Below are 24,027 nucleotides of genomic sequence, written 5' to 3' on the forward strand. Positions count from 1 at the left end.
ATTTTCATTTATGACAAGCATGTACAAAGAAGATATTTGTGAAATGATCGATGCGGGAGCTGCTAAAATTCCTGCAGATCTTATTATTAAAAATGGACAATTAGTCAATGTTACCTCATCCGAAATCTACCCAGCCGATGTCGCAATTTACAAATCTCGTATTGTAGCAACTGGCGATGTTAGTGGTTATCAAAGCGATAAAACTCAAATCATTGATGCAAAAGGAAAATATATTGTTCCCGGTCTTATTGATGGTCACTTACATATTGAATGCAGCAAATTATCAATGACCAGCTTCGCAAAAGCCGTTCTACCTCATGGCACAACAAGTGTTATCTCAGGATTAGATCAATATGTCGTTACAGCGGGATTAGAGGGTATTAAAGAAATCTTACAAGAAATTGATGCAACTCCCCTTAAAGTGTTTTGGGGACTGCCATTTTTAACACCTTATACTTTACCACAAAGCAATGTCGGTTTTAATGTCACAGCAAGCACTCATGAAGAAGTACAAAAATGGACAGAAGTGTTTGGCGTATGGGAAACCGTTAGTGAATTTATCGAAAACAAGCATAGCGATGTAATGAAAGCTATTGAATATGCTCGACTAAATCGCTTACCTATTTTCGGCTGTGCACCAATGACCCGCGGTCACAAATTAAATGCGATATTATGTGCAGGTGTTAGGCTTGACCATGAAAGTTATGATCATGAAGAAATGATGGAAAAAATCCGTAAAGGTATGAATGTCATTATTCGTGAATCTTCTATTTCGCATTTTCTAGCAGAAAACGTCAAAGTTATCACACATTTAAATCCTCGACTTTCTCGACGAGTCAGTTTTTGTACAGATGATGTGATTGCCTCTGACATAATCACTAATGGGCATATGGATAAATTAATCCGTATGGCAATTGCTAATGGGGTCGATCCTTTAACGGCTATTCAAATGGGATCGATTAATGCTGCCGAAGCTTACCGAATTGATCACCTTGTCGGATCGATTTCGCCAGGACGATTTGCTGATATATTACTGGTTGATGATCTCATTAAATTCAATATAACAACCGTCATTGCCAAAGGTGAAATTGTTGTCTTAGATGAGCAAACCGTATTTAAATTTACTCCACCTGAACGCAGTGATGTTTTACTGCAAAGCATGAAACTAAAACCCGTTTCAGCCAAAGATCTTAACGTTCGTACCGATTTAAAAGAAAATAAAGTACATGCTTTATCATTAGATGTTGATTTCGATATTCCATTTGTGCGTCGGGGACGACAAGTGGAATTAAATGTTAAAGACGGTATTGTTTTGCCCGATGTTAAAAATGATGTGCTTTATGCAACCGTTATCGAGCGCTTTGGTAAAACCGATGGCAAACCTAAAGTTGGATTCTGCTCAGGTTGGAAACTGAATGCGGGCGCAATGGCAAGTTCATGCGCGCCTGATGATAATAATGTTGTTTGTATCGGAACGAATTCAGAAGATATGGCAATCGCAATAAACTATTTAGCTGAGCATGGTGGTGGGCAAGTTATTGTTAAAGATGGACAGATTTTAGGATTTTTATCGCTTCCTATTTGCGGTATTGTATCCGATCTAGATCCACATTTAATGGCAGAAGAAGAAGAAAAACTTCTACAAATAGCCCGACGTTTAGGCTGCGACCTACCGGATCCTTTATTTTACATGTGCTGTTTACAAATCACGGCGATCCCAGATTATGCCATTACTGATCTTGGGGTAATTGATTTTCATGATCAAGCCGTGATGGATCCTGTATTTACCTGTGGATGTACGCATGGCAAATTACATCCTAAATGCCATCATTAATTATCCGTTTTTAACGATCATCATTGATACAGTTATGTCATTTTATATCTGTATTAATTAAGAAATAATTAGATAACTTCATATTTTATAATGAGAAATATCATGAATAAACGCGAACAACTTAATGATTTAATCGACATGGCAGCCGGTCGTAAAGAGGCTGATTTACTCATTACTAACTGTAAAGTGATTGATGTTTATAATCAACAAATTGCCGAAGGCCCTATCGCTATTGGACATGGCAAAATTATTGGTTTTGGTTTTGACTATAAAGCCAAAGAAGTTTTCGATGCTAAAGGCGGTTACGTGATGCCAGGGTTGATTGATGGTCATGTACATATTGAATCGTCATCGCTCACCCCAGCTGAATTTGCTCGCTGTATATTACCATTTGGAACCACAACTATTATTGCCGATCCCCACGAAATTGGTAATGTTTGTGGCTTAGATGGTATTCGATTTATGTTAGATTCGGCTCGTAAATCTAAGCTTAATGTACAAATTATGTTACCCTCTTGCGTTCCTGCAACGCCCTACGAAAAAACCGGATATGTTCTTGACGCTGATGAGCTTTTGAAATTAATTAATGATCCTAATGTGCTAGGATTAGGTGAAGTTATGGATTATCCAAGCGTCATTTTTCATCAAGATAATATGATGGATAAATTATGGATGGCAAAAGATCATGATAGAGTCATCGATGGCCATAGCCCAGGCGTATTAGGTAAAGATCTGGTTGCTTATGTCATGGCAGGTATTATGACAGATCACGAATGCAGCACACCTAAAGAAATGTTAGATCGGATCGCTTTAGGACAATATGTTTTACTGCGCGAAGGATCGACATGTAAAGATTTATTAAAACTTCTTCCGGCAATTACTCCTGCAAATTCTCGACGCTGCGTACTTTGTACTGATGATAGAGAGCCAGCCGATATTTTAACAACAGGACATATCAATAAAAGCTTGCGCCTTGCTGTCGAAAATGGATTAGATCCATTAATTGCCATTACACTCGGCACACTCAATGCGGCCGAATGTTTTAGATTAAAAGGTAAAGGTGCTATTGCACCTAATTTTGATGCAGATTTATTAATTGTCGACGATTTGACTTCTTTTAATGCAAAGCATGTTTTTGTTGCCGGTAAAGAAATTGCACGCGAGGGAAAATTACTTGTCGAATGGGAAAACCATCAAGACGAAAAAGTTTTACATTCAGTAAAATTACCTGAATTAACATCATCCAGTTTTGATCTTCCTCTAACAAGTACCAAAGCCAACGTCATTGGTGTAAAACCCAAAAGTGTCTTAACCAGCCATTTACAATTAGACGTCAAAGCTGATGATAAAGGTCATTTTGATGCCAAATTAAATCCTGGCTTAAATAAACTTGCCGTAATTGAGCGTCATCATGCAACCGGTCATATCGGGCTTGGTATCATTGCTAATTATGGAATACAAAATGGAGCCATTGCTGTAACCGTTGCTCATGATTCTCATAATTTAGTGGTTGTCGGTGATAATGATGCTGATATGCTTACTGCTGTAAAAGATGTTGAACAAATGGGGGGTGGATTTTCAATTTGCCAAAATGGTAAAATTATTGCTCATTTACCGCTACCCGTCGGCGGATTAATGTCTGATAAACCAGCGCAAGAAGTTGCAGATGAATTACATAGAATGATAGATGTTGCGTGGCGTTCACTCAATATTAATGCCGATGCTCATCCGCTAATGACATTGGTTTTTATGACTTTACCTGTAATTCCTGAATTAAAATTAACCTGCACAGGTTTATTTGATGTAAAAGCCTTTAAACCCATAGATTTATGTATTTAATAAGAATTGCTTTATTAACTATTTGACAATAAGCAAATCATTAATGATATAAAAAGCTAAAAAGGGCTAAATGCCCTTTTTGGTTTTCTAAACCTTCGATAATTCTTTCAGTGCATTTTCATATCATTTATAACCAAACTCAAATGCATTCATTACTTAATCATTATGGTTACAATCATGCCTTTTACCAATTTAACCTTTATTTTGTTATATTAATCTTCGCTATCTATTTGCCTTTTTGGATTATTCCTGTAATTGCATTCCAAATTGCTGACTTGTTTGCATAATCGAATGTATTTGCTTTATTTTGTTTTCTTTAATTAAATTACTTACAGCAGGTGTATTAATAAGAATTTCAAACACAGGTTTAAGTTTATTATCTTGTAAGATCAGTTGTTGACTAATAATAGCTTGCAAAGTCTCCGATAATTGAAATCTAATAAAATCGCGAAGATTACCTTCAAAAACATCAATTAAACGAGTAATAGTTTGCAGAGCTGAATTTGTATGTAACGTTGCAATGACTAGGTGACCAGTTTCCGCTGCAGTTAATGCGGTTTGAATGGTGCTTTTATTACGCAATTCTCCTATCACAATAATATCCGGATCTTGTCTTAAGGCAGAAATTAATGCCTCATCATAATGGTTAACTTCGCGCTGCTGTATCAGTGATTTTTGGTTTTGAAAAATGACTTCAATGGGATCTTCAAACATAATAATATGTTTTGTCATCGTAAGATTAATATGTTGAATCATACTTGCAAGCGTTGTTGATTTACCGCTACCAGTCGATCCAGTAACTAAAATTAAACCTTGTTTTTTAGCGATAAGCGTTTGAAAAACTCCAGGTGCACCTAATTCTTCTAACGAAAGAATTGTTGGCTTTATAATACGAAAAACTGCCGAAATACCATGGTATTGATAAAAAATATTAACACGAAAACGACTAACATCTGGCAAATAGTAGGCAAAATCAAGTTGCTTATCTGCTAGTAACCGATATTTTTGTGATTGTGTTAAAATGTTAAACAATTCGCTTTTTAAATTTAGTGGTTGCAAATTATCCCTATTTAAAAAATAGAGCTGCCCATTTTTACGAATACATGGCTTAGCATTACTCGATAAATGTAAATCCGACGCTTTTTGCGTTACACTAATTATTAATAACTGCGTTAAGAATGAATGAGTCATCATCACTTTTAGAGAATGAACATGAATAACATAGCCACTAATTTACAGAATATAAAAAATCAAATCCAAAGCATCGCACAAAATTGCGATAGAGATCCAAAAACTATTGAACTCATTGCAGTCAGTAAAACCAAACCTGTGAATCAAATTTTAGAGGCCATTAATGCAGGACAATATATTTTTGGTGAAAATTATGTACAAGAAGGGATCGAAAAGGTGCTCTATTTTAAAAAACATTACCCTGAGATCCCGTTACAATGGCATTTTATAGGTCCATTACAATCTAACAAAAGTAAACTTGTTGCAGAGCATTTTGATTGGTTACATACGTTAGATAGATTTAAAATTGCGAAACATTTAAGTGAAAAGCGCCCAACTCACCTTGACCCGCTTAATGTTTTAATTCAGGTCAACATTAGTTATGAAGAGAGTAAATCTGGCGTATTTCCTAATGAAATTGAACCCTTAATTGAGCAAGTTTTACATTTACCTAATTTAAAATTGCAAGGATTAATGGCAATACCTGAAATAGATAACGATTTTCAAACCCAATTAGCGACTTTTCAAAAAATGAAAGATTTATTGCAAAAATTGCAGGTTAGTTATCCTTTTATGAACACATTATCGATGGGCATGTCGGGCGATATGAAAGCGGCGATTGTAGCTGGTAGTACCATGGTAAGAATAGGCACTGCGATTTTTGGTTCAAGATAACTTTTGTGCTATCTTTTATGCTATATTGTTTTAATTTTATGAGGAGTATTTCATGACATCCATTATCTTTCTTGGCAAAACCATACTCACACTTTGCCTATTCGTGTTAATTCTACGGATATGGATGCAGCGAGTTAGAGTAAACTTTTATAATCCATTTACACAATTTATTATTAAGCTCACTCAACCTATTATTGGGCGTTTACGCCATATTATTCCATCTATCGGTAAATTTGATACCGCAACTTGGCTACTCTTATATGTCTTTGCATTATTAAAAGTTTTGTTTATCTTTTCGGCCGCTACTGGTTTTTCGACTCTTTTATGGAGTTTTGATTTCTTATGGTATGCCATTTTGGCCATTTTGCATGATTTTGGTAATTTATTATTCTGGTTATTATTTATTCGTGCAATTCTCAGCTGGTTTAATCGAGGACAAATGCAAGTTGACGAACTGCTTACTCAATTGACAGAGCCTTTTGTTGCACCAATTCGCCGTATTGTGCCACCTTTAGGGGTGATTGATATCTCATTTATGATTTTAGTTTTTGTTTTGATTTTCCTAAATATGTTCGCAACGGATATTTTTGGTTTAGTCTGGCAAATTTTATAAGCCTATCTTGTGAGTTTGACGGCAGTTATAAAAAAAGGGTTAACTTAGTTAGCCCTTTTTTTATAACAAACATTTTTGCAAATTAGAAATAATAAGGCATTAAAATATAAAATATCGCCATAATCCTTTATAAAATATGATCTTCCCAACAAATAACATCCTTTTCATACACAATTCGGCGTTTAACTGAAATCTTTAATTCATGCATTTTTTCTTTATTACCCGTGATTAAAGGATGCCATGTTGGCAATTTGCCATATTGATTAAAATAACGATAGGTACATGTTGTCGGCAGCCATTCAATCGTTTGTAAATTATCACGGGTTAATTTAATACAATCAGGCTCATAACTAAATCGATTAAAATAATGTTTACATTGACACGTATTGGCGTCTAATAAATTACAAGCAACATTCGTGTATAAGATTTCGTCTGTCTCTTCGTCCATTAATTTATTTAAACAGCATTGACCACATCCATCACACAGACTTTCCCACTCTTCATCATTCATCTGATCAAGCGTTTTTGTTTGCCAAAATGGTTTATTTATAGGTGTATTCATTTAAAACAGTGTTTAAGAAAAAGTAAAAAATTATTGTTTGAAATCATCATCTTTTAATAATTGCAGAAAAAAACCATCTTTTTCGATCTTTGCTTTAATTTCTTCACTTGTGCCAATATTAAATTGACGATGACCATCTAAAGATATTTGCATCACAAAAATGGGTTTTCCAAAAATACTCAAAACCTTTTCGGGAACTTTATTAAAATCATCTTTTTGCGCTATATATAAATAACAATTCTCTTTTTTGCTACTACGATAAATATAACACCACATCATGATTCTCCGTTGTAATACGCTATTAATTGTATCAATTTGATAATTTTAAACTATTTTGTAAATAAACGCCTGCCCCTAACAAACCGGGATCAGGATGAGTTATCACATAAACTGGAATTTTTTTAACTAAATACGACATGCGACCTTTATGTTCAAAGGCATCTCGAAAAGGAGATTGTTTAAAAAATTCAATAAAACGAGGGACAATACCACCCGCAATATAAACCCCACCTTGGGTATTCATCGTTAAAGCAAGATTACCGCCAAAACGTCCCATAAACGTACAAAAGAGTGTTAACGTTTCAACACAAATTGGGCATTGATTAGATAAAGCATTATCAACAATCATTTCTGGGGTGATGGTGTCAGAATTATTTAATATTGTCTTATGCGTTTTTGTATTATCTGTATTAGCATTAATTAAAATTAACGCTTGATAAATATTAACAATTCCTTGACCTGATAAAAAACGTTCTGCAGAAACACGTCCAAACTTTTTACGTAATTGTTCTAAAATTTGATCTTCTTTAGCATTTATCATCGGAAAATCGGTATGTCCACCTTCTCCCGAAAAAATAATATGACCTTGTGGCGTTTGAGCTAAAAAAGAAACCCCTAGCCCTGTGCCTGCACCATAAACCGCAATCGGATAATTTAAATCAGGCTCTTGCCCACCAATGCGAATAAGATCTTGCGCTGATAATTGTAAAATAGAGGATGAAACAGCGGTAAAATCATTTATAACCGCTAATTTTTTTAATTGTAATTCATTAATTAATTCTGCTTGTGAAAAAGTCAAATTATTATTCGTCATTGTGACCCTATCACCATCAATAGGACAGGCAATAGCAATACAAGCTATATCGATTTTAACAGCTTGCTCATCTAAATAATTTTTTATTAAATTTAATAAAATATCATCATGAGCAATGATAACTTTAGTTATCGCTGATAGTTCGTTAGTTTGTAAATTAAATAAAGCAAAACGAGCGTTTGTTCCACCAATATCAGTAACAAGTGCATATTGAGACATAATAATCCTTATTTAAGCCATAAATTTAATTCGTTCAAGCAATTATTGTGCTTTTGCTAATTTACCGATGCTTTCAAATTTTTAAGTACTTATATATTCTATCAGCTAATCATCATGAATATAATGGTCAGTTATATGAATATAAATACTTAAAAATTTTTAGATGCATTACAGTTATATAATCTAAATCTGATAAATATAGTTCAACTTTCGATATTTAATCTTTGTTGAATTAGGTATAAATTTAATTTATAACCATTTTTTAGCTTTAAAATAAATATAAGGCGCAAGACCTGCAACTAACATTAAAAACAATGCAAATGGATAACCAAATGTCCAATCTAATTCGGGCATGTGGGTAAAGTTCATACCATAAGACGATGCGACAACCGTTGGAGGTAAAAAGACAACCGATACAACCGAGAAGATTTTAATAATTCGACTTTGTTCTATATTGATAAAGCTTGTCGCCGCTTGCATCAAAAAGTTTACTTTTTGGAACAATGATTCATTATGTGGAACAAGTGATTCAATATCGCGAATAACTTCACGAGCTTGTTCTAATTGATCTGAAGGCATTTTGGCTCGGCGAATTAAATAGTTAACAGCGCGTTGGCTATCCATTAAACATAAACGGACTTTCCATGCGGTATCTTCTAATTCTAATAACTTGGTAATAGCTTCATCGTAATGTTCTTGCGCAGCTCTATCCATAATAATAAGACTTAACTCTTCAAGCTCACTATAAATATTTTCGATTTGATCCGCTAATTGCTCTACTTTTACTTCGAATAAATCAAGTAAAACTTCATAAGCATTACCATCACTCAATTTTTGATAACGTGAACGCATTCGATATAATCTAAACGCAGGTAAATCTCGTTCGCGTAGCGTAAATAAACGACCATTATGAATAGTAAAAGCGACCGTCGAGTTACCTGCTCTATCTTCAGCATCTTCATAAAAAAAGAAGGAGTGAACATGTAGACCTTCTTTGTCTTCAAAGAAACGAGCCGATGCTTCAATATCATCAAGTTCAATACTTGTCGCTAAGTTTTGTCCTAAATGAGATAAAACAAAATCACGATCTTTTTCATTGGGTTCAACAATATCCACCCAAATCGACTCGTTGATGTCGCGTTCTTCATTAATTTTGAAGAGTTGTTTATTTTTTAAACCATATGAATTAATCATAAGGACTCCTTTGGATAATTTTTAGTCACTAACTTAATAAAAATGGGCATTATACTCGCTTAATAAAAAAATTCCTATGCCTATGACAAATAGGATTTTATTAGTGTAAAGCGCTTTGCGATATAGCTCGCATTCCCGAATTAAATTCTATAATGTTCCTTATCTATCATGCTACAATGCCTATCTTAAATTTAACGTAAATGTTAGGAGCTTTTAATGGCAAGCCGAGGAATTAATAAAGTTATTTTAGTGGGATATATTGGACTCGATCCAGAAATCCGCTATATGCCAAATGGGGGTGCCGTTGCTAATCTGAGTTTAGCAACATCTGATACATGGAAAGATAAGCAAACCGGTGAAACACGCGAAAAGACCGAATGGCATCGTATTGTCGTATTTGGCAAATTAGCCGAAATCGTTGGAGAATATGTCAAAAAAGGCAGTCAACTTTACTTAGAAGGTCAATTACAAACACGTAAATGGCAAGATCAATCAGGTGTTGAACGTTATACGACCGAAGTTGTTATCAATCCTTTAGGCGGCGTATTACAAATTTTAGGTTCACGCAATGGTGGCGCTAATTTTGACGATACTAATCAACAATGGGGGCAAAGTAGTAATAATTCCTCTTCGGCTCCCTCTATTCCTAATCGACAATCTAGTACGCCTGCTCAATCTAAAACGCCCGAGCCACCAATGGATTTTGATGACGACATCCCCTTTTAATGAATAATTATTCCTTAAATTTTTGCTGGACGTCATAGACGTCCATTTTTTTATAAATTAACTTGTTAGATTTATGAAAATCTTTCTGTTTTTTATTAACAATTAATTTAATTAACTTTTACTTCATTAATAACAATAGCTTAAATTAAGATTGCGTTAATTTTTGTCTAAAAATCTCACGGACTTTATTTAAATCTTCTTGCGTATCTACACCAATTGCAGGAATTTTTAGCGCATCAGCCACATGTATTTTTTCGCCATACCAAAGAACACGTAATTGCTCTAACATTTCTATTTGTTCCAGTTGTGATGGTTGCCATTGAACATATTGACGAATAAATCCCGCTAAATAAGCATAAATACCAATATGACGCCTATAAAAATTACCTATATGTGAATGATTTTGAGCAAAACCATCGCGATCCCAAGGAATGGCTGCCCGTGAAAAATAGAGCGCATAACCATTATGATCGGTGACGACTTTAACAGCTCCTGGATTAAAGACTTCTTCACTCGATTCGATCGGTACAGCAAGCGTTGCCATTCCGGTTTGATATTGAATAAGATTTTTGGCTACCTGATCAATAATTTCAGGAGGTATTAATGGTTCATCACCTTGTACATTAACAATAACGTCATCATCCGCAAATTGATAACGATTAATTACTTCTGCTAATCGTTCCGTGCCTGAATTATGTCTATCACTGGTTAAAATAACCTCGCCACCATGAGCTTTGACCGTATTAAATACATCAAGATGATCCGTTGCAATAATCACTTTATTGGCAGACGACTTTTGCGCTTGCTCCATCACCCTAATTATCATGGGTTTGCCTTCTATATCAGCAAGCGGTTTACCGGGCAAACGACTTGAAGCAAATCTTGCCGGAATGATAACTGAAAATTTCATAATTAAAACCTTTAACTTATTGTTGTTATGGTTGTGATAGTAATTTGTTCTTGTAATTCATCATTTAATTTAGTGGCTTCTACCTCTAACAAAACAGGAATCCCGTCTTTAATTTGATAAACCAAATTATCTTGATGGCAAATAAGTTGTTCACTTTCAGAATGATAATCAAGTTGCCCATGGCATTTTGGGCAAGCTAATGTACTTAATAACTGTGATCTCATTTTAACTCTCTTTATTTTGTATTAATGAATTAAGTTGATGAATAAGTTTTTCAATAGCTTCGGGAGCTATGTCGGCATTTATCGGTAAATACCACCAATTTTCTCTTGCAAATGAACGACATTTTACCGCATCTTTTTCGGTCATTAATAGTGTTTGGTGTGGCTTTATCACCTCATCTAATAACGTTACAGTAAAAGATTTATGATCAGAAAAAGGCACCTTTTTTTGAATATCCGCGTTTAATGTTTTTAACATATCGAAAAATCGGTCAGGATCGCCTATTCCTGCAATCGCACAAATGTCCTTTAACTCAGTAAGGGATTTTCTTTCGCCTGTTTTTAGATTAACCACCAAATTAGATACAAGATGCATTGGGTACGTTTTTGTATTATGCATTTTTTTGATAGGATGATTATCGATATCTTTAGGTTGAATCCCATTAATAAAAATCATATCAACACTATTTAAACGCCTAGCTCTTTCACGCATTGGACCTGCAGGCAACCAAAAACCATTACCAAATAACCGTTTGCCATCAATAACCACGATTTCAATATCTCTATCTAACGCATAGTGTTGTAATCCATCATCCGTTAAAATGACATCTAATTTGGCTTGCTGTAATAAACATTTTACTGCTTGACTACGTTTTGGGCTAACTGCTATTGGGATCTTGGTGCGTTCGTAGATTAATAACGGCTCATCACCCGTTTGCAATACATTGCTCTGACTATTGACAACTAACGGATAATGATCGGCTTTGCCGCCATAACCACGCGAGACCAGACCAACTTTTAAACCGTGTTTCTGCAATGTTTCAATTAACGAAATCGCTAAGGGTGTTTTACCGTTGCCACCGACCGATAAATTACCAATTACGACAATAGGCACGGGGGAACGCCATGATTTAACTATGCCTAATTGATAGAATTTGCGTCGCAGTAATACAATTAATCCGTATAACAACGAAAAAGGCACAAGTAACCAATATAAACGGTTTTTGTTATACCATAGTTTTTGAATCATGTTTTACCCATTTATATTAGTCATGTTTAATCGGAGATTTGAACGAATTATGATACCACCTATGCTGTATATTTTCTCGCATTGTTTTTAGTGACCAGTTTTTCTTATTAATAAAAAGGCTGATTTGCCCAACTTCGGAAGTTAAATACGGATTTAATCGCAAATCATTATATCGATTTATGATCAACTGTGAAGGTAAATGCCATGGATTATAACGGGCGACCGAAATAAGCGATATTGCAGGATCCACATAATTTAAAAATGCAAAACTCGAAGATGTTCGACTACCATGATGAGGGACTTGAAGTAACGTCGCTTTTAATGCAGAGCCATAATCGGAAATTAATTGATATTCTTGTTTTTTTTCTAAATCACCGGTTAATAACAATGAAAAATGTTCAATATCAATTTTTATTACACAAGAATCCGCATTTTTAGCATAATCAACGCTTGTAGTTGGTGATAATACAGTCAATGTTAATCCCTTCCATTCTTTGACCATACCGCGCACACAATTTATTTCATTTTGTAATTGATGAGAGGAACTAATAAGCCAAGCGTGAGGAAAGTGAGTTTGTAAGAAAGCTAAGCCACCGATATGATCATTATCTTGATGACTAATAATAAATCCTTCAACCTGTAAATGATGATAATTTAAAAATGGCAAAATAATTTTTTCGGCAGCTGAACTGCTTTGCCACATTGCGCCAGTATCATAGAGGATTGCTGAATGGCCATCATGAATAACGATGGCTAAACCATGCCCCACATCTAGCATATCAATACGCCATAAATACTCTTTTTGTTTTATGATAAAAGCTAACATACAAACCAATATCAAACCGATTGTGATATAAAAGCGACGCCATAATTGAGCACGCAAAATAATAAACATTAACCAACCACTAAATCCCAAACAAAGGTATTTATTAGCTATAGGTAACCAACCTAAATTTAACATGTTTAAACCGCTAAATAAAATAGCTAAAGATTGCTGAGTAATAACCCAACATAGCAAGCTAATATATTGTAGATGGCATAAGGCAAATATTAACGCCATAATAATAGCCGGAAAAGTAATTAATGAAATAAGCGGAATTGCTAATAAATTAGTTATTAACGAACCTAAACTCAATCCTTGAAAAATAAAAATTTGTATTGGTAACAATAAAAATGTTAAGCCTATTTGTAAATGCAATAAACGTACAAAATACCACCTTTTTTTTATTTGCATATAATTTGGAAGTGGCAACCATTCATATAAAAAAATTAAACTCATAACAGCATAACAAGATAACCAAAAACTTTCCGACAAGATCATTAACGGATCATAAATGAGTAACAACACAACAATACGAATTAATTTTTGCCAAGCACTTAAATATTGATGACTCATTCGCAAATAGAGAAAAAAAGATAACGCTATAATGGCGCGCATGGCTGGCGGATTTAATCCCGTCAGCCATGCATAAAAAACAGCACAACATCCAGCAATTAACATGGGGATAAAATAATATTGCAAGCGATTAGGCAGTAACAATAACAATCCAAGTATCAAATAATAACTCATGAGATAAACTAAAATAATGTGCATACCCGAAATAGCCATTAAATGTGCAACGCCCGTTTCCATAAGAAGATTACGTTGCGAATGAGTTAACATTGAACGATCACCAAATGCTAAAGCAAATATTATTCCTTGATACGGAAATAATTTAATATAAGGCAAGGCTTGATTAACTAATCGTTGTTTAATATTAGGCGTATTTTCTATTAATGTTGCCTCAACTAATTTAGCCGACAATAATGTCCTATTGGCTATCGCAAATCGTTGGCTATCAAATGACCCCTCATTTAAATAACTATGCACCACTTTACTGTTTAATGTCATCTGCCAGATTTGCCCAGATAATGGATGTTCTGCTTTTGTCCAATATACATTGATGGGTAAGGATGAATTAAGCGACTCGTTATTTATTGTTTGTAGGTTAAATGCCACAAAATAATTTGATTCTTCCCCGATTTGATGATGATTAATCGAAACGACCTCGGCGGTCACAGTGATTAAAGTATCAATATAAGGTGAAAGATTATCTAAATATTGTTTTGCTATGGCAGTTGACCATAAAAAACCGAGTAATATGATCGCAATCAATTTTAATAAAAACGTTGATAAAACTATATTCAATAACGCAATCAATAAAGTAATTATTGCAATAAAATACCAAAGTGAAAGATCGGGTAAAACATGTAAATACAATAATAGCATTGAGCTAATTAAAAATATAAAGGCTTGGATATCCCAATAATATAAGCGGACCATAATCGATCGTCCGAGATGATAATTATCATCGACAATAACGTAATTGACAAAATTAAAGCGCAATAAATATCAATTATGAGAACTCAATTCCACTTTTTTTATAGATTTGCGAGCATAAAAAAACAGCGTATATAACGCTGTTCTATGAAATTCATCATCAAAATGAGGTAATTAATTTTTTATTTGCCTTTTTTAAAATGGCATTTTAAAACCTGGTGGCAATTGCATACCGCCTGTTACCGTTGACATTTTTTCTTTTTGCGCTTCATCTAAACGACGACTTGCATCATTAAATGCTGCTGCAATAAGATCTTCTAACATCTCGCGATCATCTTCAATCATAAGAGAAGTATCAATATCAACACGTTTACAATTATGAGCGCCATTAATGGTCACTTTAACAAGCCCTGCGCCAGATTCACCTGTTACTTCCATTTTGGCAATTTCTTCTTGAGCCTGCTGCATTTTTGCTTGCATTTGTTGGGCTTGTTTCATTAGATTGCCTAAGCCACCTTTTCCACCTGGAAACATAATTATTCCTCTTATATATGCTTAACAAATTAAGTGACGATTATACAGGACGAATACTCGCCTCATCAATATTTGCTTCGAAATATTGGCAAATCAACGAAACTTTTTCGTCATTATTGATGATTTTTTTTGCCTCTGATAATTTTTGTTGATAAAGATTTTCCCTAAGTATTATCGGCGTTTTTTCACTCATCGAGTCATCAATAATATATTCAACATCGACACTCGTTTGCCGTAATTTTGCTAAGGCATCCGTTAATTTTATTTGATTAGCCTTTGTATTAATTAAATGTTTAACGTTTGAACGCACATGTAAAATTAATTGTGTTGAACTAATTTCTTCAAGCGCCGCATTAATTGCAATTTGTTTAACTATTGGCGGCACATCCAAACGTTCAATTTCAGCACACCAATCATCTTTAATTGCCATTTCATCAATTAATTTTTGCATCATTTCAGGCGTTTTTTCACCTGCTAATGATTCTTTAAAAGCGCGCGTTTCATTCGTCAAATCATTTTTATTTTCAATGGGTTTTGTTGCTTGCCATTGATAATTTTCAGCCGTCACTTCAATCTCATCATCATTTGTGCTCGCAAGTTCACTATTTATTTCGGCAACAATGTTCTGTACGGTTTTATTAGCGGTTTCATCAGAAGCTTTGTTATCGTTAGCTGTTATTTTATTTGTTTGTAATGACGAGTTAAATAATTGCGCCGACATATCGCCATTTGGCATATCACGATTTACTTTATTAACAATTCGGGGTTGCGGAAATGTTAATTTTGGCGGTTTTTCAACCTTTTCAAACTTTTTTAGATTCTTTTCCTCTTCAATCAACTGTTCACGCATTGCCAAAATATTTTTAGTCATTTCATATGTCGCGTCCGACATGTCATCATCCTTTATTTGCGCAGCTTGCTGATAACTATCGTCTGATGGCTTGTCATCAGCATCGTTTATAAGTGATGAGTCAAAATTATCTAAACTTTCGTTTTTTATCTCGTTTTTAACATCGTTTTTAACACCGTTTTTAGTAGATTTTGTTACCAATGTTTTTGTTGATGATGGTTTTATCGATTGCGATAGACCCTTATCTATCGACGTAGATGGGGTATTCGCTATTTGAATTGTATTAGGTGATCTTACTTCTGGATTAAGTTTAATTGGCTCTTGTGGTTTTGGCATAAAAGCTAAAGCACGTAAAAAACACATTTCAATCGCCATTTTTTTATCAGGTGCATAAGCAATATCTTTTCGACCCATTAATAACACTTGATAAAATAACTGCACATCATTAGGTGCCATATTTTGGGCTAAAAAACGAATACGCTCTTCGTTATCGCTATACTCACCTATTGCTGTTGGCACAACTTGTAATAAAGCAATTTGATGCAACAATGTAATACATTCTGCCAGTAAATTATCCCAATTAACGCCTTGTTTTGCAGCTGACTCAATCTGCTCCATTAGATGATTACCATTAGAATGATGAAGTGATTCAATTAATGAAAATGGTAAATTTTTATCTAATGTGCCAAGCATAATTGCAACATATGCGACATCAACTTGTCCATTGCCAAGGGCGATAGCTTGATCGGTTAAACTTAAGGCATCACGCATACTTCCCTCAGCCGCTTTGGCTAATAATGCGATCGCTTTAGGATCGTTTTCGATATGTTCTAAGTGCAAAATTTTACTAATTTGCTGTTGGATTAAATCGTTATTCAGTACCGATAAATGCAGATGCAAACAGCGTGATAAGATTGTTACGGGTAATTTTTGTGGATCGGTTGTTGCTAATAAGAATTTAACGTGCTCAGGAGGCTCTTCCAATGTTTTAAGCAAGGCATTAAAGCTACTGCGTGATAACATATGGACTTCATCTATCAAATAAACCTTAAAGCGACCTTTCGTTGGTAGATATTGTATATTATCAAGAATTTCACGCGTATCTTCGACCTTTGTTCGAGAGGCGGCGTCAATTTCCAGTAAATCAACAAAGCGCCCCTGCTCAATATCACGGCAATTATCGCACACGCCACAAGGCGTTGCCGTAATACCTTGTTCACAATTAAGCCCTTTAGCAAGTAACCTTGCAATTGATGTCTTACCAACGCCCCGCGTACCTGAAAATAGATAAGCATGATGAACTCGTCCTAATGAAAGTCCATTAATCAAAATTTTCAAAACATGTTCTTGACCAACCACTTCGGCAAAAGATTTAGGGCGCCATTTACGTGCAAGGACTTGATAACTCATAATCACCATACTTACTTAAGCAAAAATAGGCTTTACATTTTACCATAGACTAAAAAAATAATCTTTACTTGCCCATTTAAGATAAGTTACTCGTTATTGCGGTGAATAATTTTCACCAAAATAGCGATAACTAATTTCTGCTAGCTTTCCATTATCGGTGATTTTCTTTAACGCTTGATTAATATCCTCTGTCAATTGTTGCCCTTTCTTGCCTTTACTAATTAAAAAATAACTGTAAGGTTTACCGATACGAGCTGTCTCTTGAGCGTTTAATTCAACAATTTTTAGATTTAAATGATGTTTATCAATAAATTGCATCAACATGGGCAAATCAATAAGTTGAAAATCGTTTTTTCCACTTTCAACATTACGCAAAGTCGTTAACAGATCGGTATCAGTATAATGAATGATAACCGGCTGCTTTGGATTTTCTTTATTATAATTTTCTAATGCTGTTGCATAATTAAGTCCAGGATTCACTTCGGTTGATTTTCCTTTTAAATCACTAAAATGATTAATATCAGTATTTGTTGGGGTAACGGCAATCACAAATTTATTTTTAAAAATAGGATCACTATAAAAATATTTTTCTTTGCGTTTTTCATTCATGGCAAAATTATTCGCACCGACTTGATAACGCTCTGAATCTAACCCAGCAAGAATGGATTCAAATTCTGTTTTTTCTAGTAGCATTTTATATTTAGGTAACTCAGCAAATACCGCTTTGATCACATCAATATCATAACCGGTTAACTGACCGTTACTATCAACCGTACTAAAAGGACTTGGTGAGCCCATCGTTGCAACGATAATGGTTTCAAGATGAGTTTGGGCTGCCGTTTGGTCTAAATTATCTTTTACTTTATCGTCACAAGCTGTTAATAGTGTTAAAACCAACGAGATAGAGCTAATGAGATACATAAATTGCCGTATTTTCATGATATCTTTCCTAATTCAATTGACGTTATTGATAAGTTAAATAAATCCCATTTCGAGCATTTCATTACGGTGATCTAAGGCATAGCGCGCCATACCTGTTTTCATTAAATCAAAGCCTAGATTTTTATAAAATTCAACCGTTTTAGGGTGCGTATAAAGAATAATATTACAGTGTTTAACACGTTCAACCAGTAAATCGACAATCAATCGCCCATACTGTTTACCCTGCAAATGTTTTGCGACGGCAATATTATAAATCGCTGCTTGGCAAATACCGTCTGATAAAGCTCGACCAACGCCAACAACCTGATCATCTTGTAGTAGAAAAACAACGGCATAACTACGTTCAAAAACCTCAGCTTGCGCCTTTGGTTCAAAATGACTTAAACCATAAAAAGCCAATAAATCACTGACTTCTTGCCAATTAATATCCTTGCAATGTTGTTGTACAATGATTTGCATATGTTTCCCTTTATGACATCTTGTTCGAATTAAACAATCTGATAATTAACTTAATCATTAAATTAAACAATTAAACTCAAACTATCATTTACAAACAATTTGAATCACTCTTTAAATTTCATAATTATTATGTAAGCTGGCATGATAACGTTTTAAAAAGGCTTTTGTTCTTTCGTGTTTCGGATTGCTAAAGACGTCTTGCGGCGTGCCATCTTCAATAATTTGCCCTTTATCTAAAAATAAAACACGCGTTGCAATTTCATACACAAAACGCATTTCATGTGAAACTAGCATCATCGTATGCCCATCACTTGCCGCTTGTTTTATTGTGGCTAAAACTTCATCAACCAGTTCAGGATCTAATGCTGATGTCGGTTCGTCGAGTAATAATACTTTTGGATCCATCGCTAAAGCGCGGGCAATCGCAACTCGCTGTTGTTGCCCACCCGATAAATGTTTAGGATAGTGAAAAAGGCGTTCTTTTAAGCCCACTTTAGTTAATTTTTCTATAGCGATTGACTCTGCAACCGATTTCGGTATTTTTTTAACGACAATTAATCCTTCCATAACATTTTGTAACACATTCTTTTGCTGGAATAGATTAAAATGCTGAAAAACCATGGCGGTTTTTTGCCGAAAAGGAATGATATTTTTCATTGAGGCTTTAGCTGCATTCAATTCAACATCGTCGATTTTAATGGTGCCTTGTGATGGTTTTTCTAGCAGATTCATGCATCTTAGCAAGGTTGATTTACCGGCACCTGATGCACCAATAATCGCCACAATTTGATGCTTTTTAATGGTAAAATTAAGATGATTTAAAATCGCAATATGATTAAACGATAAACATAAATTTTTAACTTCTATCATAAAAACTTACCTTGTCGATAACTGGGTATATTGTCATTATTGATATCTTTTGTATTAAGGGTTTGAAAAGCATCGGGGATTGTCACTTTACGCTCAATAAATCTAACCAGCATTTCAATTAAAATCGTTAATACCCAATAGATTAAAGCGAGGGATATATAAACCTCAAAATAACGATAATTCATACCTGCCAAAATTTTTGCTTCGGCTGTCATTTCAACAATTGAACAGACAAAAGCTAACGATGTCCCTTTTAATAAACCAATTAAAGTGTTACCGAAATTAGGTAATGCAATAATAAACCCTTCAGGAATAATGATACGGGTCAGCACCTGTCGATAAGACATACCCATTGAATAAGCGGCTTCAATTTGCCCTTTACTAACTGATTGAAGTGCGCCGCGTATTGTTTCAGAATTATAGGCGGCTTCATTTAATGAAAAGGCGACTAAAACAAATAATAACGATGGAATGGCATTAATATTAAAATCAGTGTTATAAAAATAATTAATATAACGTAACAAAACCGGAATGCCATAAAAACTTAAATAAAGTTGCACAAGTAAGGGCGTACCTCGCATAAAAGAGACAAAAATTTGCACAAGTTGCGTCAGTACGGGGATTTGTTTAATTTTAATAATTGCAATAATCAGACCTAAAAAAACGCCTAATACCATGGCAAAAAAGGTAATAAATAGTGTCATTGGCAAATATTTTAGTAGTATAGGTATTTGGGTAAAAATAAGTCCGAAATCAATAATATTTGGCATCGACTATCCCTTAATTTAGATCATTTATTATGTATTATCCTTTTTTATAATTGATTGTTTTTTTAACTTAACTATCATAATGACGGCAACGATTATGAGGACTATGCCAAATAGCGAGATCAGGTCCAATCGGCAAAATATTATAGGGATTAGCTGAATGACTCCCTAAATGATACCCTTTTTTGATAGCATCAAAATCCGTTGTTTCACCAAAGGCTGAGATTTGGTATAAATCACGTGCATATCCCCAAAGATTAGGGTAATCAATCAATCGATTGCGATTTGTTTTAAAGACCGAATAATAAGCAATATCAAAACGCGCTAAGGTAACATATAAACGAATATCGGAATCTGTGATCTTGTCACCAAATAAATAACGTGATTTTGCTAATCTTTGTTCAAGTGCATCCAATCGATTAAAAACTAAATGATAAGCTTGCTCATAAGCGGATTGAGATTGTGCAAATCCGGCTTTATAAACCCCATTATTGACTTCATCAAAAATGATTTGATTTAATTCATCAATATCTTTACGTAGTGGCTCTGGATAAAGATCCGGGGCATTTTCTTTATGAAAAGGTTTAAATGCGGTTTCCCAATAATAAGTCAGATTAAAATAATCATTATTCACAACCATACCTGTTTTTAAATCAACAACCGCTGGAACAGTTGCACGCCCTGTATAGGTTGGGTCTGTTTTAGCATAAATTTCAGGTAAATAACGAATGCCTAAGATAGGATCAACGCCATTTTTATCTAACGAAAATTCCCATCCATTATCGGTCCTAACAGGGTTTGCTTTGCCAAGGCTAATGACCTCATCTAAACCCAGTAATTTAATCGCAATTACTTGACGATGTGCCCATGGGCAAATGGCAGCCCACAATAATCGATAACGCCCAGCTTCAACCGGAAGATGACCATTGCCTGTACCAAAAGGCACGCTAAATCGATTTTGTTGACGGATAAATTTGCCTTCTTTATTTATTTCGTGGATATTTTCGGAAGTGGCAATCCGGTTTGTTGATAAATTATTAATTAATGCGTTTTTAAATGAGACTTGTTTAGATGAAATATTATTACTAGCAGCTTTTTCTAATGACATGATTTTACGTCCTATTAATAATAAATTGAATATTTATAAACGTTTGTTCATTTATATATCGTTTTCAATCTAGCATTAAATATTTGGAACATTAAATAATAATTAACTATATTAATATAATTAAAAATCATATCTTTTTTATCATCATTCTCCTTTATTTCATCTTAGTTTTTAATCTCATCAAACAACTAAGTAAAACGCCTAAGCATATAATATTAATGTTGATAGTCATGCTCAAAAAGCAAAATATAACGAAATAACACGTTAATTTAATTTCGTTATTTCTTGATAACTTTTAATAAGATTACGTTGATTGACTTTTCCATCAATAATTTGCGCAATTTTAGTACGGTAATGAATGATTTTTCGTTGCAACTGCAAATGGCTTAAATGGCATTCATTAATCTGCTTTTCTATTGCTTCAATCATGCCTTTATCTAATTTCGCATTCACTTCATTTAACGAATAAAATTGATTTTGTCGAATAAACGCTTCATATTTTTTCTGTAATTCGATGAGTTCATCCCATAAATTAGCATTTGCTTTTTCAAGCATTTTATTTGTTAACGTTGTTAATTCTTGATAAAACAAAATAAGATTGTTTGGCATGATAGTCCCTTATATTCATCCGATTTCTCGCCAAGCTTCAGCGACATTATTTAATAAATCAAAGCAAGTTTGTAATTTATCCTCATCATTGTGTAAATTTGCCAATATTAATTGACGACTAATATATTGATAAAGGTTTTCTAAATTGGCGGCAATATCGCCACCTTTTTCAAAATCTAAACTACTTTTTAATCCATTATCAATAATATTAATCGCTTTCGAAATTTGCGTACCTTTTTCAGCTATTTTGCCTTTTTGTAGATATAATTTTGCCAACTTGATCGCTGTTAAAGCCCCATCAAATAATAACGTAATTAATTCATGGGGTGACGCTTGGTTAACACTAGTTTCAAGGCTAATTTTTTTATATATAGAAAGATCCGCTTGATACATTGTCATCACCTATTTGTGCATGTTTTTCATCATATCAAATTGCGTTGTTAAATAAGCACTGGTGCTATTTAACTGATTGATAAGAATATCTAAACTTGTAAATTGTGTTCGATAACGTTCGATCGTTTGTTCAATTGATTTGTTAATCTGCTGCTCACTTTTTTCTAACGATTTTAAGTTATTATTTAATCCTTTAGTTGCAGTATCGAGCGCTCCATCATTACTTAAAAATTGGGTGATTTTATCGTTTAATTGCGTCGCAATACCGGTTGTCTTACCGTCACCTGCAAACAATTGTGCAACGGCAGAACTATTGTCATTTAGCATTTTAGATAATTTCTGTTCATCAATTTTTAATGCGCCAGTATTATCCATATTAATACCAATTTGCGCCAATACACTTAACTCGCCCTCTTGCCCCATTGAAAAAATCGATCGAATAGATTGATCGATATTACGTAGCGTCGAATCCCCGACTAGAGGACCATTAGTTTCATTTTGTGAACCCGAATTAGCTTCAGATGCAGTAAATTTAGTTAATGATGAGATGGTCGCATGTAATTGATTAAAGGCATCAACCCATTCTTTAATGGCTTCTTGTGAATCCTCATTATTGGCAGCAATCGACATTTTTTGATCGCCAGATGTTGTTGCTTTTAAAGTAATATCAACTCCCGTAATAACATCTTTAACGTTATTTGAACTACTAGTAATGGCAATACCATTTAAGGTAAATTTAGCATCTTTAGCTTGAGTAACAACGCTCATCGCGTTACCTTCATTAGCTTTGCTATCAAAACCTAATTTTTCATTTAACTTTTTATCGGATGAAGTAACCGATGTAATTGCTTTTTCTTCGCCTGTTTCTTTAGATGATAATACTAATTGATAACTATCAGCGCCTGATTTGACAACTGTTGCATTAATGCTAGATGGATTAGTCTTGCCATCGGCATTAACGATTTTGCCTTTATTAATCGCATCAGCAATCGCTTCCATTGATGTATCTTCACCTGATAATTCAACTTCTAACTTACTGCCATCGGCTTGTACAATGGTTATGGTACTCTCACCACTTCCTAACTGCTCTTTTTTATCGCTAATTACCCCTGTTGCAATAGAATGCGACGCAGCTAATTGTTCAATATTTAAAGTATAATCACCGGTTAAAGCGTTACTATTAGCGGTTGCAGTGAAATAATTATCATTTCCCGTTACAGTTCGAGAGTGATAAAGTTCGGGCTTTTGTAATTTTTGCGTTGCGGTTTGAAATGCCGTTAACGAACTTTTTAATTTACCAAATCCACTAATTTTGGCATTAATTGTTGTTTTTTGTGACGTAATAGGTACTAATCGTGATTTTTCTGCAGATTCTAGTTGTGTTAACACTTCCGTAAGATCAATACCCGATCCAATTCCTAATATACTTAAAGACATATCATTTCCTAATAAAAAAGATTTCCTGCTAAGTAATATCGGCAATAATCTAAAAAAGTTTAATAAAATTTTTAGTCACTTTTTTCTAATTATTTTTTCATAAATGTTTCGAAAATCCATTTTTTTAAAATTTTTTAATCAAAAATAATTTTTTGATTTATAAAGATTAAATCATATTATTT

General features: G+C 34.1%; 23 protein-coding genes and 1 pseudogene. 5 read left to right on the forward strand and 19 right to left on the reverse strand.

The window, feature by feature from the left end; all coding sequences use genetic code 11:
- The first annotated feature begins 19 nt into the window (after positions 1-19).
- On the forward strand, positions 20-1,834 hold the full coding sequence (locus ACSYSW_RS07095) for an adenine deaminase (protein WP_491706065.1): 1,815 nt from the start codon (positions 20-22) through the stop codon (positions 1,832-1,834).
- A 102-nt stretch (positions 1,835-1,936) separates the two neighbouring features.
- Complete coding sequence (ade, locus tag ACSYSW_RS07100; RefSeq protein WP_491705726.1) at positions 1,937-3,673, forward strand: adenine deaminase; 1,737 nt, start codon at positions 1,937-1,939, stop codon at positions 3,671-3,673.
- Between the two features lie 243 nt (positions 3,674-3,916).
- Here the strand turns inward: ade and ACSYSW_RS07105 are convergent, their stop codons facing one another.
- Positions 3,917-4,864 (reverse strand): type IV pilus twitching motility protein PilT, encoded by a 948-nt coding sequence (locus ACSYSW_RS07105; protein ID WP_491705725.1) that lies wholly within the window; start codon positions 4,862-4,864, stop codon positions 3,917-3,919.
- Between the two features lie 21 nt (positions 4,865-4,885).
- Here ACSYSW_RS07105 and ACSYSW_RS07110 point away from each other — a divergent pair, with 21 nt between their 5' ends.
- Together ACSYSW_RS07110 and ACSYSW_RS07115 are read left to right on the forward strand one after the other, a co-directional pair.
- Positions 4,886-5,578: a YggS family pyridoxal phosphate-dependent enzyme gene (locus tag ACSYSW_RS07110; RefSeq protein WP_491705724.1), complete on the forward strand. Its 693-nt coding sequence runs from the start codon at positions 4,886-4,888 to the stop codon at positions 5,576-5,578.
- 52 nt (positions 5,579-5,630) lie between these two features.
- Positions 5,631-6,191 (forward strand): YggT family protein, encoded by a 561-nt coding sequence (locus tag ACSYSW_RS07115; RefSeq protein ID WP_491705723.1) that lies wholly within the window; start codon positions 5,631-5,633, stop codon positions 6,189-6,191.
- A gap of 127 nt (positions 6,192-6,318) precedes the next feature.
- Here the strand turns inward: ACSYSW_RS07115 and ACSYSW_RS07120 are convergent, their stop codons facing one another.
- The 4 genes and pseudogenes from ACSYSW_RS07120 to corA all read right to left on the reverse strand — a co-directional run.
- Positions 6,319-6,753 (reverse strand): YcgN family cysteine cluster protein, encoded by a 435-nt coding sequence (locus ACSYSW_RS07120; protein ID WP_491705722.1) that lies wholly within the window; start codon positions 6,751-6,753, stop codon positions 6,319-6,321.
- A 30-nt stretch (positions 6,754-6,783) separates the two neighbouring features.
- A complete protein-coding gene (locus ACSYSW_RS07125) occupies positions 6,784-7,032 on the reverse strand; it encodes a YcgL domain-containing protein (protein WP_491705721.1) in 249 nt (82 codons plus the stop codon).
- Between the two features lie 31 nt (positions 7,033-7,063).
- Positions 7,064-8,065 carry a glucokinase gene (locus tag ACSYSW_RS07130; RefSeq protein ID WP_491705720.1) on the reverse strand — a complete coding sequence of 334 codons (1,002 nt, stop codon included), beginning with the start codon at positions 8,063-8,065 and terminating at the stop codon, positions 7,064-7,066.
- A gap of 249 nt (positions 8,066-8,314) precedes the next feature.
- A pseudogene (gene corA / locus ACSYSW_RS07135) lies at positions 8,315-9,190 on the reverse strand (magnesium/cobalt transporter CorA); the annotation flags it as partial.
- Positions 9,191-9,475: 285 nt separating this feature from the next.
- On the opposite strand from corA, the gene ACSYSW_RS07140 reads away from it, so the two are divergent.
- On the forward strand, positions 9,476-9,985 hold the full coding sequence (locus ACSYSW_RS07140; protein ID WP_491705718.1) for a single-stranded DNA-binding protein: 510 nt from the start codon (positions 9,476-9,478) through the stop codon (positions 9,983-9,985).
- A 145-nt stretch (positions 9,986-10,130) separates the two neighbouring features.
- Here ACSYSW_RS07140 and kdsB read toward each other — a convergent pair whose 3' ends face one another.
- The 14 genes from kdsB to fliD form a co-directional block, all read right to left on the reverse strand.
- On the reverse strand, positions 10,131-10,895 hold the full coding sequence (gene kdsB / locus ACSYSW_RS07145) for a 3-deoxy-manno-octulosonate cytidylyltransferase (RefSeq protein WP_491705717.1): 765 nt from the start codon (positions 10,893-10,895) through the stop codon (positions 10,131-10,133).
- A gap of 11 nt (positions 10,896-10,906) precedes the next feature.
- Positions 10,907-11,119: a Trm112 family protein gene (locus ACSYSW_RS07150; protein WP_491705716.1), complete on the reverse strand. Its 213-nt coding sequence runs from the start codon at positions 11,117-11,119 to the stop codon at positions 10,907-10,909.
- A gap of 1 nt (position 11,120) precedes the next feature.
- Positions 11,121-12,146 (reverse strand): tetraacyldisaccharide 4'-kinase, encoded by a 1,026-nt coding sequence (gene lpxK, locus ACSYSW_RS07155; protein ID WP_491705715.1) that lies wholly within the window; start codon positions 12,144-12,146, stop codon positions 11,121-11,123.
- A gap of 16 nt (positions 12,147-12,162) precedes the next feature.
- Positions 12,163-14,469, reverse strand: a complete 2,307-nt coding sequence (locus tag ACSYSW_RS07160) for a DNA internalization-related competence protein ComEC/Rec2 (RefSeq protein ID WP_491705714.1) — start codon at positions 14,467-14,469, stop codon at positions 12,163-12,165.
- Between the two features lie 192 nt (positions 14,470-14,661).
- Positions 14,662-15,000 (reverse strand): YbaB/EbfC family nucleoid-associated protein, encoded by a 339-nt coding sequence (locus ACSYSW_RS07165; RefSeq protein ID WP_491705713.1) that lies wholly within the window; start codon positions 14,998-15,000, stop codon positions 14,662-14,664.
- A gap of 40 nt (positions 15,001-15,040) precedes the next feature.
- Positions 15,041-17,260, reverse strand: coding sequence for a DNA polymerase III subunit gamma/tau (gene dnaX, locus ACSYSW_RS07170; RefSeq protein WP_491705712.1), 2,220 nt, complete (start codon positions 17,258-17,260; stop codon positions 15,041-15,043).
- Positions 17,261-17,353: 93 nt separating this feature from the next.
- Positions 17,354-18,199 carry a transporter substrate-binding domain-containing protein gene (locus ACSYSW_RS07175; RefSeq protein ID WP_491705711.1) on the reverse strand — a complete coding sequence of 282 codons (846 nt, stop codon included), beginning with the start codon at positions 18,197-18,199 and terminating at the stop codon, positions 17,354-17,356.
- Positions 18,200-18,235: 36 nt separating this feature from the next.
- On the reverse strand, positions 18,236-18,661 hold the full coding sequence (locus ACSYSW_RS07180; protein WP_491705710.1) for a GNAT family N-acetyltransferase: 426 nt from the start codon (positions 18,659-18,661) through the stop codon (positions 18,236-18,238).
- Between the two features lie 111 nt (positions 18,662-18,772).
- On the reverse strand, positions 18,773-19,531 hold the full coding sequence (locus ACSYSW_RS07185) for an amino acid ABC transporter ATP-binding protein (protein ID WP_491705709.1): 759 nt from the start codon (positions 19,529-19,531) through the stop codon (positions 18,773-18,775).
- Positions 19,528-20,301 (reverse strand): amino acid ABC transporter permease, encoded by a 774-nt coding sequence (locus ACSYSW_RS07190; protein WP_491705708.1) that lies wholly within the window; start codon positions 20,299-20,301, stop codon positions 19,528-19,530. The genes ACSYSW_RS07185 and ACSYSW_RS07190 overlap by 4 nt, the downstream gene beginning before the upstream one ends.
- 67 nt (positions 20,302-20,368) lie before the next feature.
- The gene (locus ACSYSW_RS07195) at positions 20,369-21,406 is read right to left on the reverse strand and encodes a glutathione S-transferase family protein (protein WP_491705707.1); all 1,038 of its coding nucleotides are present in this window, start codon (positions 21,404-21,406) and stop codon (positions 20,369-20,371) included.
- 264 nt (positions 21,407-21,670) lie between these two features.
- On the reverse strand, positions 21,671-22,015 hold the full coding sequence (fliT, locus tag ACSYSW_RS07200) for a flagellar protein FliT (RefSeq protein WP_491705706.1): 345 nt from the start codon (positions 22,013-22,015) through the stop codon (positions 21,671-21,673).
- Positions 22,016-22,030: 15 nt separating this feature from the next.
- Positions 22,031-22,408 carry a flagellar export chaperone FliS gene (gene fliS / locus ACSYSW_RS07205; protein WP_491705705.1) on the reverse strand — a complete coding sequence of 126 codons (378 nt, stop codon included), beginning with the start codon at positions 22,406-22,408 and terminating at the stop codon, positions 22,031-22,033.
- Positions 22,409-22,417: 9 nt separating this feature from the next.
- The gene (gene fliD / locus ACSYSW_RS07210; RefSeq protein WP_491705704.1) at positions 22,418-23,845 is read right to left on the reverse strand and encodes a flagellar filament capping protein FliD; all 1,428 of its coding nucleotides are present in this window, start codon (positions 23,843-23,845) and stop codon (positions 22,418-22,420) included.
- Positions 23,846-24,027 lie beyond the last annotated feature (182 nt).

The sequence above is a fragment of the Gilliamella sp. ESL1225 genome, from assembly GCF_058502635.1.

Coding starts and splice junctions, on each gene's coding strand:
- ACSYSW_RS07095 (WP_491706065.1), top strand. CDS start 20: ATGTACAAAGAAGATATTTGTGAAATGATCGATGCGGGAGCTGCTAAA.
- ade (WP_491705726.1), top strand. CDS start 1,937: ATGAATAAACGCGAACAACTTAATGATTTAATCGACATGGCAGCCGGT.
- ACSYSW_RS07105 (WP_491705725.1), bottom strand. CDS start 4,864: ATGACTCATTCATTCTTAACGCAGTTATTAATAATTAGTGTAACGCAA.
- ACSYSW_RS07110 (WP_491705724.1), top strand. CDS start 4,886: ATGAATAACATAGCCACTAATTTACAGAATATAAAAAATCAAATCCAA.
- ACSYSW_RS07115 (WP_491705723.1), top strand. CDS start 5,631: ATGACATCCATTATCTTTCTTGGCAAAACCATACTCACACTTTGCCTA.
- ACSYSW_RS07120 (WP_491705722.1), bottom strand. CDS start 6,753: ATGAATACACCTATAAATAAACCATTTTGGCAAACAAAAACGCTTGAT.
- ACSYSW_RS07125 (WP_491705721.1), bottom strand. CDS start 7,032: ATGATGTGGTGTTATATTTATCGTAGTAGCAAAAAAGAGAATTGTTAT.
- ACSYSW_RS07130 (WP_491705720.1), bottom strand. CDS start 8,065: ATGTCTCAATATGCACTTGTTACTGATATTGGTGGAACAAACGCTCGT.
- ACSYSW_RS07140 (WP_491705718.1), top strand. CDS start 9,476: ATGGCAAGCCGAGGAATTAATAAAGTTATTTTAGTGGGATATATTGGA.
- kdsB (WP_491705717.1), bottom strand. CDS start 10,895: ATGAAATTTTCAGTTATCATTCCGGCAAGATTTGCTTCAAGTCGTTTG.
- ACSYSW_RS07150 (WP_491705716.1), bottom strand. CDS start 11,119: ATGAGATCACAGTTATTAAGTACATTAGCTTGCCCAAAATGCCATGGG.
- lpxK (WP_491705715.1), bottom strand. CDS start 12,146: ATGATTCAAAAACTATGGTATAACAAAAACCGTTTATATTGGTTACTT.
- ACSYSW_RS07160 (WP_491705714.1), bottom strand. CDS start 14,469: ATGGTCCGCTTATATTATTGGGATATCCAAGCCTTTATATTTTTAATT.
- ACSYSW_RS07165 (WP_491705713.1), bottom strand. CDS start 15,000: ATGTTTCCAGGTGGAAAAGGTGGCTTAGGCAATCTAATGAAACAAGCC.
- dnaX (WP_491705712.1), bottom strand. CDS start 17,260: ATGAGTTATCAAGTCCTTGCACGTAAATGGCGCCCTAAATCTTTTGCC.
- ACSYSW_RS07175 (WP_491705711.1), bottom strand. CDS start 18,199: ATGAAAATACGGCAATTTATGTATCTCATTAGCTCTATCTCGTTGGTT.
- ACSYSW_RS07180 (WP_491705710.1), bottom strand. CDS start 18,661: ATGCAAATCATTGTACAACAACATTGCAAGGATATTAATTGGCAAGAA.
- ACSYSW_RS07185 (WP_491705709.1), bottom strand. CDS start 19,531: ATGATAGAAGTTAAAAATTTATGTTTATCGTTTAATCATATTGCGATT.
- ACSYSW_RS07190 (WP_491705708.1), bottom strand. CDS start 20,301: ATGCCAAATATTATTGATTTCGGACTTATTTTTACCCAAATACCTATA.
- ACSYSW_RS07195 (WP_491705707.1), bottom strand. CDS start 21,406: ATGTCATTAGAAAAAGCTGCTAGTAATAATATTTCATCTAAACAAGTC.
- fliT (WP_491705706.1), bottom strand. CDS start 22,015: ATGCCAAACAATCTTATTTTGTTTTATCAAGAATTAACAACGTTAACA.
- fliS (WP_491705705.1), bottom strand. CDS start 22,408: ATGTATCAAGCGGATCTTTCTATATATAAAAAAATTAGCCTTGAAACT.
- fliD (WP_491705704.1), bottom strand. CDS start 23,845: ATGTCTTTAAGTATATTAGGAATTGGATCGGGTATTGATCTTACGGAA.